Origin of the sequence: Maribacter sp. HTCC2170 (assembly GCF_000153165.2) — a bacterium.
In the GTDB taxonomy this organism is placed as follows: domain Bacteria; phylum Bacteroidota; class Bacteroidia; order Flavobacteriales; family Flavobacteriaceae; genus Maribacter_A.
Genome location: NC_014472.1, coordinates 2227948 through 2240862, shown reverse-complemented (window position 1 = coordinate 2240862; position 12915 = coordinate 2227948). Strand labels below are relative to the sequence as shown.

Genomic DNA, 12915 nt, shown 5'->3' with positions numbered 1-12915 from the left:
TCAATCGAAACGGATTTTTTTATTTTACGTTAATAGGACCTTGCTACTTGTCTAGAAGTACCTAAGCCCTCTATTCCCAATTCAACTATATCACCAGGTTTTAGATATTTTGGAGGGTCAAATCCAAGCCCAACCCCTGACGGAGTTCCAGTTGATATAACATCTCCCGGTAATAAGGTCATAAATTGACTTATATAGCTAATAGACTGAGGAATATTAAATACAAAATCTGAAGTATTACTATTTTGCAACATTTCGTCATTCAGCTTTAACCATAAATTCAAATTATGTGGATCCTCAATTTCATCGCTTGTTGCTATAAACGGTCCTAAGGGAGCAAATGTATCACAACTTTTTCCTTTTACCCATTGCCCTGAACGCTCAATCTGAAAAGCCCTTTCACTATAATCATTATGTAATACATAACCTGCAATATGCTTCATTGCCTCATCTTCTGAAACGTAAGAAGCTTTTTTACCAATAACCACGGCCAGCTCGACTTCCCAGTCAGTTTTTTCACTTCCTTTAGGGATAACAACATCATCATTAGGACCAACTATGGCCGAGGTTGCCTTGAAAAACAGAACAGGTTCTTTAGGTATTTCCATTCCGCTTTCAGCAGCATGATTTGCATAGTTAAGGCCTATACAAATTATTTTGGATGGTCTACAAAGTGGAGCACCCAAACGCACACCATCTGGCAGAACAGGGCATGAACTTTGATTTTCATCAAGCCATTTTTTCAACCTATCTATTCCCCCGTTACCAAAAAATTTCTCATCATAATCTTGACCAAAGGCAGAAACATCCAATCTTATACCGTTGTCTAATTCTATACCTGGGCTTTCTTCGCCTATTTTGCCAAATCGTATTAATTTCATATCAATTTTTAATTTCCGTTTAATTTAATGAATCCCCCATCTATTGGGAATTCGGTCCCAGTAATAAAGGAAGCTTCGTCGGAACATAAATATAAGGCCAAGTTGGCTACTTCCTCAGGAGTCCCCATTCTTCCAATAGGTTGAGTCGAAGCAAGTTTTTTAAACATTTCATCTACTTGATTTGGATAAGTGTTCTTTATAAATCCATCAACGAAAGGGGTATGTATTCTGGCAGGAGAAATACTATTACATCGAATGCCATATTCTAAATAATCCTTAGCAACAGAATACATCATGGTCAAGGCTGCCCCTTTTGACATTGAATAGGCGAACCTGTCTTTTATTCCCACTGAAGAAGCGATTGAGGTCATATTGAGAATAACTCCTCCTCTCGTTTTCATAAATGGAATAGCGGCAAATATACAATTGTAAACACCTTTCACATTCACTTCATACAGCTTATCCATGTCAGCTTCCAAAGTGTTTTCCACATTTCCAATATGCGCAATTCCAGCGTTATTGATGAGTATATCCAATTGAAAATCCTCTGCAATTGAATTTACCACATGTACTACCTCATCATGTTTGGCGATATTACATTTATGCGCAATAGCTTTACCACCTTTTGCAACAATTTCATCGGCACAAATCTGTGCTGTGTCAACATTGAGTTCCAATATGTGAACGTTTGCACCTTGTACTGCAAGAGTCTCGGAGATTGCTTTGCCAATGCCACTACCTCCACCAGTTACGATTGCAGATTTTCCTTTAAGATTAAATTTCATTATGGTTGATTATTCTTATTTCCTATAATTATACAAATTAATACCTATCATGTTTTGGGAATCGAATCTGCCACCACAACGAATGACTCCACTTTCTTTTCAATTCCAACATCAACGTCAAGATCTGGTCGTTCCTTTAAAAATTCATTCAAAGCTTTGGACCCAATACCTGTCCTCCAAAGATAAAGGCTTTTAAGATTGGAAAGGCTTTTGAAAACCGAAATACTTTTATCAGTAACATTGGTCTTGTATATTTTTAACAATCGCAGGTTCTTCAAACCTCTTAGTTTATCTAATTCTTCATCTGAAATAGAAGTTCGATCTAACTCTAACCATTCCAAATTGGTACATGCAGCCATCATTTCAGCTTCAGGCGGTCCGATTGGAATACCACTTAAATCCAATTCCACAATATTGTTGGCAATTCGTTTCAAATCAGTTATCGATTTCTGACTATGGTTCGGAGAAAGAAAAGCATTGATTTTAATAGCTTCTGAATTGCTAGCAACCCTTGTAATATTAATATAATCCGACGACAGATTCAAGATTGTGCTATCTGCCACTTTTGGAAGGTTTTCCCACTTATTCATAGGGTCAGGCTCCATCATTTCCTTAATCAAAGCACGCATTGGCTCTGCCCCTGACAGATGGGCTAAACGTAAAGTATCAAGTGCCCCTAAGGTTATCCAACGCTCCAAAATCTGAATTTCATTTTCACTTAATGGATTCTTTCCATCGGGAGGCATATGCTCATCATTTTCTAAAGGCAGATGTAACCTTTTTATCATTTCACTTTCTTCTGGCTTAGTGGGGACAATTGTATTTCCAATCTCTCCCCCTTTTAAAATTTCACTCAAACCAGTCATCACCAATTGCCCTTTTTTCTTATTTGGGTTATGACATGAAACACATTTCTCTTTTATTATCCTACCTACAATATGCTCGTATATGAGTGGATTTTCAGGTATTTTATCACTCTCCTCAGATGATGGCAGTGTTAAAAAATCCTCCCCGTGAGTCAACATTCCTCCAAAATGACCCGTTAATAGAATCAAACCAATCAATACAATCTGAATAATTTTTAAGATGGACTTATATTCTAGTTCATAACGGAGTATCCAAAACCAAATGACAGTTAATAAAGCTACTCCAGAACCCAGCCATTGGTGCCTTAAAAGTAAATCACCCTTAACGGAAATCTCAGCGCCTAAGAAAAATCCAGAAATCGCCGTTATTAATGCTGAAATCGTCGTGACCGTTAACAATAATTGAGGCACATTTTTTTTTGAAAGTCCCAAAAAAATTGACAAGGCCAGAAGTACGATTGGGAAATGCAATATTACTGGATGCCATCTTCCCAACCAAGCAAAAATAGCGGACAACTCAAGAAAAGAGTCGAAAATAATACAGAAAACCAAGAATATGGTCAATCCAAAAATCAAATAATCAATCCATCGCCAATTAGTCTTTTGATTCATTTTTTAAGCTAAAAGGTCTTTAATAACATTTCCGGCAACATCTGTCAATCTAAATCTGCGCCCTTGGTATTTATAGGTCAATTGCTCATGGTCAAGCCCAAGTGAATGCATTAGCGTAGCATGAAAGTCGTTAATATGAACAGGGTTTTCAATAATATTATAACCAAATTCATCAGTTTTACCATAATTCAGTCCTGGTTTTATACCACCTCCGGCCATCCAGATACTAAAGGCCCTGGGATGATGATCTCGCCCGTAATTGGTTGGATCAAACTTCCCTTGACAATAATTGCTCCTACCAAATTCGCCCCCCCAAATTACCAAGGTATCTTCTAACATACCACGTTGTTTCAAATCTAGAACCAATGCTGCGGAGGCCTGATCAACATCTTTGGCTTGGCCAGCCATTTCATTATGAAGATTGCCGTGCTGATCCCAACCTTGGTGATATAACTGAATAAACCGTACTCCATTTTCAGCAAGTCTTCTAGCCTGCAATGCATTTGCCGCATATGTACCCGGCACCTGACAATCTTCCCCGTACAATTTAATGATAGATTCGGGCTCTTTTGAAATATCCATAACATCTGGAACAGACATCTGCATACGATATGCCATTTCATATTGGGCAATACGGGATTCTATCTCATCATCACCGGTTTCGGCATGATGCATTTTGTTTAGAGAGGATACATGATCCAATAAATGTCTTTTATCTGAACGGGAAATACCCTCTGGGTCGTTAAGATATAATACAGGATCTTTTCCTGAGCGTAACAAAACTCCCTGATGTTTTGAATCTAAAAAACCACTCGACCATAACTTAGAATACAAACCCTGACTATTGCCTTTTCCTCTTGAGGTCAAAACAACAAAAGAAGGCAGGTTCTTATTCTCGCTCCCTAGACCATAACTCATCCAGGACCCCATACTTGGTCGCCCCGATATTTGACTTCCTGTTTGAAAAAAAGTAATGGCAGGGTCATGATTAATCGCCTCTGTATGCATACTCCGAACAATACAAATGTCATCAGCTATTTTAGCGATATGAGGGAAAAAATCACTCACCCATGCTCCACTGTTCCCATGTTGTTTGAATTTTACTGTTGGCGGCATAAGTGGAAATTTGTCCTGACCGGAGGTCATGCCAGTTAGCCTTTGTCCATTTCTAATAGAATCCGGCAAATCCTCACCCATACGTTTACGCAGGGTTGGTTTATGATCGAAGGTTTCCAATTGGGAAGGTGCTCCTGCCTGAAACAAGTAAATGACCCGCTTGGCTTTTGGTGCAAAATGGGGAATTCCCAATGGCATATCTGCCAATTCCTTTGGCCCACCTTTAAAAAGATCTGGAATTAAAAGCGACCCCAATGCCAATGATCCTATTCCCACACTTAGCTGTGAAAAGAAATGTCTTCTATTGACCTTTAATGGATTCTCATCATTTGTTTTATCCATATTTCTTATTCTTTCGTAATAGTTTCGTCCAAATTATAGATTACCTGGGCCGTTAACATTAAAGCCGCAGTTTTGCTCGGTTCAACTTCTGATTGTTCATATTCCCCTATGCTTACCAATTGTTGGGCATTTTCAGGTTCCTTTATAAATTTATCCAAGGCATCTTCATAATATTTATCTAGCATTCTCAGTTCGTCCTTTTCGGGCTCTCTAATCATTATTTGTCTAAAAACAGCGCTAACAAATTCTAATTTATCTTCATTTGATGCTATAGCCCTTTGCGACAAAACACGGGCTGCCTCTAGGACCTGAATATCGTTTTGTAAGGCCAAGGCTTGTAATGGGGTGTTTGTTTTTTGTCTTCGCACTTCGCAAAAATCTCTGCTTGGCGCATCAAAAATTGACATACTAGCTGGTGGCAAAGTCCTTTTCCACAACGTATATAATGACCTGCGGTATAATTTATCACCGTCATCCCGTATGTAATGAGTTAAGACACCTCTATTTCCACCCGCATTGGTTTCCTCCCACAAACCGGGCGGCTGATATGGTTTAACACTTGGTCCTCCTATTTCTTCATTCAACAATCCACTACTGGTCAAGATATAATCCCTAATCATTTCGCCGCTCATTCTAAATCTTTGGGCCCTTGCCAATAGCTTGTTTTCTGGATCTGCATTCTTTAATACCGAATTCACCTCTGAACTTTGTTGGTATGTAGCAGAAAGCATTATTTTCTTCAATAGATATTTTATATCCCAATCGTGTTCCATAAAATCAGCGGCAAGCCAATCTAAAAGTTCTGGATGTGAGGGTAGGCTTCCTTGAACACCGAAATCCTCGACAGTCTCTACCAAACCTTTACCAAAAACCATTGCCCAAATTCGATTGACAAATACTCTGGCAGTCAGTGGATTATTTTTATCTGTTACCCATTTTGCCAAGCCTAATCTGTTTTTAGGTAATTCATCTTTAAAAGGATAAATATTCTTAGGGGCATTGGGTTTCACAGTATCTGTTGGCATGTCATAATTACCGCGATTCAATATAAAAGTATCTCTAGGAGTTGAATCATTCATGACCATCACATTGATCTTCACATCTTCTTCAATATTAACAAAAGACAGTACATCCCTTGTTTCTTCGTAGGTCAATGTCATATATGGTGGATCGGCAAAAAATTTCTGGTTAGCCGCTTGTACAGCATCCATCTGAATTCCCTTTTCATTGACGTGGTTAAAAAAGGAAAACAATCCGTAATAATCTTCTTGGGTTATCGCATCATACTTATGGTCATGACAACGGGCACACTCCAGAGTAAGACCTAAAATTCCTTTCCCTAGTGTATTTGTTCTATCAAGCACATAATTAGTCCTATATTCTTCTTGAATCACACCTCCTTCTTGTGTAATGGGATGGTTTCTATTAAAACCCGTGGCCAATATTTGTTCTTTTGTGGCATTGGGGAGTAAATCACCGGCCAATTGCCAGATCAAGAACTCATCATAAGGTAAGTTTTCATTGAAGGCATGAATGACCCAATCACGCCATGGCCACATTGTGCGATAACTATCATCCTGATAACCGTGTGAATCAGCATATCTGGCAACATCCAACCAGTTTTGGGTCATGCGTTCACCATATGCTTTAGATGACAAAAAATAGTCGACAATTTGTTCGATTTTATTGGCCGATTCACTATTGACAAGTTTTTTTACTTCTTCGGCTCTAGGGGGAAGTCCTGTCAAGTCTAAACTGATTCTTCTAATTAAAGTTTCAATTCTTGCCTGCTTCGATGGAACTAGGTTGTTTTTTTCTATTTTCTCCAGAATAAAATAATCTATCTCGTTTTGTGGCCATGTTAGAGCTTCTATTTTGGGAGAATCAGCTTTCGAGGGCTTTAAAAATGCCCAATGTTTTTGAAATTTCGCCCCTTGTTCTATCCATTTTTTTATCAATCGCTTCTCATATGAATTTAACTTAAGCTTGGAATCAGCTGGAGGCATAACAACATCCGAGTCCTCAGATATTATATTTTGATATGCAAGACTTGTTTTGGGTTTGCCTTTTACAAAAGCATGGTTACCCGGGTTCTCAGGTAGTTCAGAAAAAGCAGAACTTTCAACATCAAGCCGCAACCCAGCTTTACGTTTATTGGCGTCGGGACCATGACATGTATAACATTTATCTGAAAGTATCGGTTTTACATGAAAATTGTAATCCACTGTTTCTGGTAAGGCAAGATCCGTATAACCATCCTTTTGAGTTTTGAACACCCCTTTGGTTAAGGCCAAAAGAATCATTACCACCCCAAATAAAATTGTGAATAACAGTATTCTTTGTTTCATGGGGTTCATAAATTGATTTTGTAGTTCGTCTAAAGTTAATGAATCCTGTGAATTAATAAATCTTTAAATTTCAACCCGAATAAAACTACTCGACTATTTCGTGTCTATATAGCTTTTGAACTTAGGACTCGACCAACTTTTTTGATTTTTTAATCTACTTTCAATGATAAAAGCATGTATATTTTTCAGTTTTGGCTTCAATGTCCTAGTCCGTTCAATTCCAAGAACACTGAATGCCGATGCGAACGCATCGGCTTCAGTAGCCGTTTTGGCTATCGTAGTTACTTGAATACTATTTCTCAAGGCCATGCCGGTAATAGGATTGATTATATGGGAATATCTTTCACCTTCTATTTCAATAAATTGATATAAATCGCCAGAAGTAGCCACGGCGGCATTATTAAGTTTTATTTTTTTAATGATTTCTTCCCCCTCTTTATTATAATGGGAAAAAGCCAACGCCCAATTTTCTCTATTTGGTGGCGGATTACTTACACAAATATCCCCTCCCATATCAACCAAAGCAGAAGTGGCACCATTTAAGTTCAAAAGTTTTATTATTTGATCAGCGGTGTACCCTTTGCCAATGCCCCCCAAATCCAATTGTATTCCTTTGTTATTCAAATTGACAATATTGGGGTCTCTAAAAGAAATATGTTCAAACCCCATTTTTCTTTTTGCCTTATTCAATTTGGATTTTGAAGGAAGAGCTTTAGTCTTATGGGTTTCTCTCCAAAGCCGGATCAATGATCCGGTACTGATATCGAAAGCTCCTTTGGTTATTTTTGAAATCTTGACTGAAGATTTCAAAATTCTATAAAGGTCATTGCTAACTGCAAAATCCTTCTTCGTATTTCTAGTTAAGCGATTTAGTTCGCTGCTAGGTTCATAATCGCTTAAGATTTGGTTTAATTCATCAATTCTTCTAAAAGCCTTGTCGGCAATTTCATCTGCTTCAGACTTTTGGTCAAAATAAAAAATGAGCTTAATCTGAGTGCCCATTTGTTGATAAGAATATTCAAAACGCTCCTGGGCCAAAGAGGAAAAACATACTAAAAAGGAGAAAAACACCAATAGCCATTTAACCAGAAACATTTTCCGGACAACAATTCTATATCTTCGGGAGCTATTAATTCTTCACAAATATTAAGTCAAAATTTACGGTTACATCGTCACCAACTACAATTGACCCGAACATTGCCGTTGGCGGCTCCATATTATAGTCCTGCAGGGTGATTTTGTAGTTTCCAGTTATTTGTAAATCCCCTGTATTCTTAATGGTAGTTGAAAACACAACATCTTTCTCAACTCCCGCAATATTTAATTTACCTGAAATACTTTGGTTATCACCTCCTGAAAAAGCGACGTTGGCAGCCGAAAATAAAACCTGAGGATGCTCTTCCTTTTTAAGTGCATTATGAGTTTTCTTATCCATCGTTTTACCACGTTCACTTATAATGCTCGCAACTTCAACACTAAAGGACACCTCTTTGAGAACATTGCCCTCATTAATCAATGCCCCATCAATGGTATTAGCAGTTACGGTCCAATCATGTAAAGTTGAAGATCCGTCAACCGTCAGCGAACTCTCACTTGATAAAGAATATTTTTCTTGTGACCAGGCAATTGAGAAACACCCTATCGTAAATAATGCAATTATTAAATTTTTCATTTTTAAACTATTTATTATACATTTTTTTCAAAATCACTACCCCTCATCAAGCACCATTTGCCAATATTTTTGTTGTTCTTCTTTGCTTGGCTGCACTTTTGGACTCACCAATCTCATACCAACAAAATTGGAATCTGTAAACCACCAAAAACTTTTTGGTATCTGTGGATCTCTTTTCTGCAATTTTACACTTGATGCCATTCTTGCAGCAGACCTTAAACTCTTTGCATCATCATCCCAAGAACCGCCACGAATCACCCTAGGGTGAAATACTCTTGGTATTACCCATGGATTTTTTTCTTCAGTATTTGCGTAAGCATCGGCTTTATACTGATCCATTGTCCACTCGGCAACATTACCATGCATGTCATGAAGTCCCCACTTATTCGGAAGCTTTGAACCAACTCTGGCATACTTACCGTTTGAGTTTTTATAATACACCGCGTACTTATCTATATCTTCTTCTGAATTTCCAAACTCGTATGCTGTATTTGAACCAGCCCTAGCGGCATATTCCCATTCTGCTTCAGTTGGCAGCCGGTACAACTTTCCTGTAATCTCACTCAACCATTTACAAAAAACAAGTGCAGAATAGGTTGACATACTTACAGCTGGAAAATCATCTTTTCCCATTCCATAAGACGGATCCTCGTATGGGGGGCTTGGTCTGGTAATTGCATCTATGGCAGAGAGCTTATCTGGTTCTAACTCAGTAAATAATTCTTGATTTTGTTTAAAGAACAATTGAAACATTTCCCATGTAACCTCATGTTTTCCCATCCAAAAGGCATCTAATGAGGCTTTCTTTTGTGGTCCCTCATCGTCTTTTCTAAATTCTTCACCTTTAGGGCTTCCCATGAGAAAATCCCCTTCAGGGATTAAAACCATGTCAAATGATACATTGGCTATAGGCACGGTTTCAGTGTAAACTTCATTTGCTTTCGCTTTGACAGGTTCTGCAACTGCGCTAGTGGTTTTACAGGATTGAATACTAAAAAAAACAGTGAAAAATGATACAAGAAAAGTGATTCTTTGAATGGTCATGATCAGGTGTATTCTTATTGGTTAATTTTTAATAAAATTATTAAATTTTACCATTAATTAACAGTATTCAGGCCGTTAATTTTAGGGATTTTCAAATCAAATTGAATATATGAAACCATTTAACAAAATCTACTTATTTAGTTAGCAATTTTTGTTCCATTCTATAATTTGAATCGTACAGTAAAACCAAAAACCTCTCAGTTCAGCTATATAATCTTTTATTATATCCAAAACTTTTATAAAAACAGTGTATTTTGAAAAAAACAAGTTTTTTTTACATGCTTTTGAATTAAAGCATGCAAGAATCATGCGTCATTCATCATTGCGAAGAAACTTTATGCTATGAAAAATTACTTGAAATATTGGATAATGGCTTTTGTCCTAATTTTTGCTTCCTGTAAATCTGATGATATTAATATTGACGGTCCAGATGTTGAAAATCCTGAAAAACCAAATTATAAAGAATTAAAGTCAGATTACATTTTTAACGACGACGTCTTACATACCTTTGAACTCAACTTACCCGAACCATCCTTACAGCAAATAAACGCGGATCCAGGAGCTGAACAGTATGTTGAAGGGAGTTTAACTTTTGAAGGAGAAACTATTGAGAAAGTAGGAATCCGATACAAAGGCTCTTAGGCGGCATTTGTTGACTGTGTCTCAGGTGGAATTGAAGATGGCCCAGTAGGGAGCAAAACATGTACAAAACTTTCAATGAAAGTAAAGTTCAACTGGAAGGGCACCGATGACAAGTTCTATGGGCTTAAAAAATTGCAATTCCACTCACAACGTGCGGACGACACCCAAATGAAAGAACGTATGGGTTATTATCTTTTTAGATCAATGGGCGTGCCTGCGCCTAGATCGGTACATGCTCGATTGTTGATAAATGGAGAATTCAATGGACTTTTTGCCTTGACAGAGCAAATTGATGGAAGGTTTACACGTCTTAATTTTGAAGATGGAGAGAATAATCTTTACAAAGAAATTTGGCCAGTGGACCAATTTGGAGAAACATATGGGGAGCAAGATTATAAAGATCACCTTAAAACCAATGAAGACGAAAACCCATCAGTTGCGCTTATGATGTCTTTTGCCGAAGAAATTTCAAGTGCAGATGTAACTGATATGCCCGAATTAATAAATAATTGGATGGATATTGATAAAATCACATCTTACATTGTGGTGGACCGTACAATTAAAAATGATGATGGGGTTTTTCATTGGTACTGCAGTGATGGATGGTGTAGTAGTCATAACTACTACTGGTACGAGGACGTTGAACAAAATAAAATTCATTTAATACCTTGGGATCTGGACAATTCCTTTGAAAATATAATAGAAGTTGAAAACCCATGGACTCAAGTGGTTGACCCTTTAGGTCAAATAACGGCAAATTGCGAACCATTTAATGCAGGGCCGCTAATGCAACGTTCTGCATCATGTGACAAGCTAACCTCTGGATGGGCAAGTTTTACAGAAGAATTAAATCAAAAAAAGAGTCAGCTAATCAATGGTCCTATGACAGCTATTAACACCAATCGTTTAATAGACAAATGGTCTACTCAAATAAGAGAAGCAACCATTGAGGCAAGAAATCTTCATGATGATGCTGTTTCATTGGAAAGATGGGAAGAGCAAGTAAATGAATTAAAGCTCAAACTTGAATACGCCAGAAACAATTAGACTATTGTTCTATACTTTTTGCCCCAAATTCAACAAGCTCATTTTTTTGAAATCTAGCTACAATTTCAATAGGATTACAGCAAATCTCACAGTCCTCGATATAGGTTTGGGACTTAATTGAAGAGTCTATCAACATAGATATTTCTTCCCAGCAAAAAGGGCATTGAAAATGGTGCTCTAACACTTTTACAATTCTACATTTAGCAATTGACCTGTTAATTGTAATAACTGAAGTTCAGACAGTTTTGCGTCATATTTCGCCAAGTTCTTATTTGTCTGAGCATTCAATAAATTGATCTGCGCCTGTCTAAACGCGATTGAAGTAATCCTACCCAATTGAAACTGTTCTTTTGAGCGTTCAAAATTATTCTGATTGGTTATTACATTTTGTTCCTGTATGTGAAATATCTTGAGTCGATTCTCATAAATAGCCAACGCATTTTGTATATCACGATTTACTTCCAATTCAATCTGCTTTTTCAAAAGTTCTTGGTTTTCAAATGCGATCTTTGCATTTCTCACCCTTACATTAGTTCCGCCTCCATCAAAAAGATTCCATGTGAGGCTTGCTCCCAACCCAAAATTCCATGTATCAGTATTGGTACCCGGAAAAAAGGCAGAAGCTGCGCTCTGGTTCAAATTCCAACCATATGATCCATTTAAGCCAACTTTAGGCAAATAACCTGATTTTTGGACTTTTATATCATAAGCATTTATATTCAATGTCTTATCCGTTTGCAGCATGGCAACATTGTTTAACATCGCTTGCTCAATAAACTCTTCTAATTGTAGCATAGGAACAAATGCAATCAATGTATCTACCGAATAAAGTTCACTCAAATTCTGGTTCAAAAGAACATTTAGATCACGCTTTGTGTTGACCAATCTTTGCCTTGCATTCAAAACATTAATACTATCATTGGTAATGTCAACCTGTGCATTAAGAATATCTAATTTGGTATTTTGACCATATTCAAAAGCATACTCCGATCTTTTAAAACGATCCCTCGAAATCTCCAATGCCTGTTTGAGAACATTCTCGTTTTCTGTTAGTCTTGCGACTTCAAAATATACACTGAACAATTGCAACATAGTATTCTCAATAGTCTCCCTTGCTTGTAACTCACTTAATTGATATTGCTCTTTTAGCTTTTTGAAATTATAATGTCTTCCCAAACCATCAAATAAGGTATAGTTCGCAGTTAAGGATGAATTATAGCGTTGAGCTTCTGCCTTGTATATATCAACATCTGCCCTTGCTGTACCATCTTGATTTAATTGCCCGGGGAATTCAATAACAGAATCATCCCTATTATAATTGGCGCCCGCCGTCCCAGTGATCGTTGGCAGGTATCCAGAGTTTAATATACTCTTATTGTTTTTTGCAGCTTCAACTTGGTTTTTGGCCACATTAATCCCATAGTTATTTTCCAATGCCAAAGCCATTGCCTCTTCTTTGGATAGTAGTTTGTCTTGAGCTTGCATTCCCAAGAAAAACAAACTTGAAATTAAGATTGAAAAAAATATTCTATTTCTCATTATTCTTTACTTCAGTATATT

At 37.3% G+C, this 12915-nt stretch carries 12 protein-coding genes; 2 read left to right on the top strand and 10 right to left on the bottom strand.

Annotated features, from left to right (window positions below):
* Window positions 1-29 precede the first annotated feature (29 nt).
* The 8 genes from FB2170_RS09880 to FB2170_RS09845 form a co-directional block, all read right to left on the bottom strand.
* The gene (locus FB2170_RS09880; protein WP_013306414.1) at window positions 30-881 is read right to left on the bottom strand and encodes a fumarylacetoacetate hydrolase family protein; all 852 of its coding nucleotides are present in this window, start codon (window positions 879-881) and stop codon (window positions 30-32) included.
* An 8-nt stretch (window positions 882-889) separates the two neighbouring features.
* A complete protein-coding gene (locus tag FB2170_RS09875) occupies window positions 890-1666 on the bottom strand; it encodes an SDR family NAD(P)-dependent oxidoreductase (RefSeq protein ID WP_013306413.1) in 777 nt (258 codons plus the stop codon).
* 47 nt (window positions 1667-1713) lie between these two features.
* Window positions 1714-3144, bottom strand: coding sequence for a c-type cytochrome domain-containing protein (locus tag FB2170_RS09870; RefSeq protein ID WP_013306412.1), 1431 nt, complete (start codon window positions 3142-3144; stop codon window positions 1714-1716).
* 3 nt (window positions 3145-3147) lie between these two features.
* The gene (locus FB2170_RS09865) at window positions 3148-4602 is read right to left on the bottom strand and encodes a DUF1501 domain-containing protein (RefSeq protein ID WP_013306411.1); all 1455 of its coding nucleotides are present in this window, start codon (window positions 4600-4602) and stop codon (window positions 3148-3150) included.
* 5 nt (window positions 4603-4607) lie between these two features.
* Entirely contained in the window at window positions 4608-6950 is a 2343-nt protein-coding gene (locus FB2170_RS09860) for a PSD1 and planctomycete cytochrome C domain-containing protein (RefSeq protein ID WP_202795947.1), read from the bottom strand.
* A gap of 93 nt (window positions 6951-7043) precedes the next feature.
* Window positions 7044-8045 (bottom strand): FAD:protein FMN transferase, encoded by a 1002-nt coding sequence (locus FB2170_RS09855; RefSeq protein ID WP_013306409.1) that lies wholly within the window; start codon window positions 8043-8045, stop codon window positions 7044-7046.
* A 34-nt stretch (window positions 8046-8079) separates the two neighbouring features.
* Window positions 8080-8622 carry a YceI family protein gene (locus tag FB2170_RS09850; RefSeq protein ID WP_013306408.1) on the bottom strand — a complete coding sequence of 181 codons (543 nt, stop codon included), beginning with the start codon at window positions 8620-8622 and terminating at the stop codon, window positions 8080-8082.
* 36 nt (window positions 8623-8658) lie between these two features.
* Complete coding sequence (locus FB2170_RS09845; RefSeq protein ID WP_013306407.1) at window positions 8659-9666, bottom strand: formylglycine-generating enzyme family protein; 1008 nt, start codon at window positions 9664-9666, stop codon at window positions 8659-8661.
* A gap of 342 nt (window positions 9667-10008) precedes the next feature.
* Between FB2170_RS09845 and FB2170_RS17035 the strand changes: the two genes are divergently transcribed.
* Window positions 10009-10308, top strand: coding sequence for a hypothetical protein (locus FB2170_RS17035; RefSeq protein WP_013306406.1), 300 nt, complete (start codon window positions 10009-10011; stop codon window positions 10306-10308).
* 30 nt (window positions 10309-10338) lie between these two features.
* Entirely contained in the window at window positions 10339-11355 is a 1017-nt protein-coding gene (locus tag FB2170_RS09840) for a CotH kinase family protein (protein WP_262492788.1), read from the top strand.
* Between the two features lies 1 nt (window position 11356).
* On the opposite strand, the gene FB2170_RS09835 is transcribed toward FB2170_RS09840, so the two are convergent.
* Together FB2170_RS09835 and FB2170_RS09830 are read right to left on the bottom strand one after the other, a co-directional pair.
* Window positions 11357-11539 carry a CPXCG motif-containing cysteine-rich protein gene (locus FB2170_RS09835; RefSeq protein WP_041632788.1) on the bottom strand — a complete coding sequence of 61 codons (183 nt, stop codon included), beginning with the start codon at window positions 11537-11539 and terminating at the stop codon, window positions 11357-11359.
* 2 nt (window positions 11540-11541) lie between these two features.
* Window positions 11542-12894 (bottom strand): TolC family protein, encoded by a 1353-nt coding sequence (locus tag FB2170_RS09830; RefSeq protein ID WP_013306403.1) that lies wholly within the window; start codon window positions 12892-12894, stop codon window positions 11542-11544.
* Between the last annotated feature and the right edge of the window lie 21 nt (window positions 12895-12915).

Excerpts from the sequence above, each read along its gene's own strand:
- FB2170_RS09855 (WP_013306409.1), bottom strand. The coding sequence starts at position 8,045 with ATGTTTCTGGTTAAATGGCTATTGGTGTTTTTCTCCTTTTTAGTATGT.
- FB2170_RS09880 (WP_013306414.1), bottom strand. The coding sequence starts at position 881 with ATGAAATTAATACGATTTGGCAAAATAGGCGAAGAAAGCCCAGGTATA.
- FB2170_RS09850 (WP_013306408.1), bottom strand. The coding sequence starts at position 8,622 with ATGAAAAATTTAATAATTGCATTATTTACGATAGGGTGTTTCTCAATT.
- FB2170_RS09830 (WP_013306403.1), bottom strand. The coding sequence starts at position 12,894 with ATGAGAAATAGAATATTTTTTTCAATCTTAATTTCAAGTTTGTTTTTC.
- FB2170_RS17035 (WP_013306406.1), top strand. The coding sequence starts at position 10,009 with ATGAAAAATTACTTGAAATATTGGATAATGGCTTTTGTCCTAATTTTT.
- FB2170_RS09870 (WP_013306412.1), bottom strand. The coding sequence starts at position 3,144 with ATGAATCAAAAGACTAATTGGCGATGGATTGATTATTTGATTTTTGGA.
- FB2170_RS09860 (WP_202795947.1), bottom strand. The coding sequence starts at position 6,950 with ATGAAACAAAGAATACTGTTATTCACAATTTTATTTGGGGTGGTAATG.
- FB2170_RS09875 (WP_013306413.1), bottom strand. The coding sequence starts at position 1,666 with ATGAAATTTAATCTTAAAGGAAAATCTGCAATCGTAACTGGTGGAGGT.
- FB2170_RS09865 (WP_013306411.1), bottom strand. The coding sequence starts at position 4,602 with ATGGATAAAACAAATGATGAGAATCCATTAAAGGTCAATAGAAGACAT.
- FB2170_RS09845 (WP_013306407.1), bottom strand. The coding sequence starts at position 9,666 with ATGACCATTCAAAGAATCACTTTTCTTGTATCATTTTTCACTGTTTTT.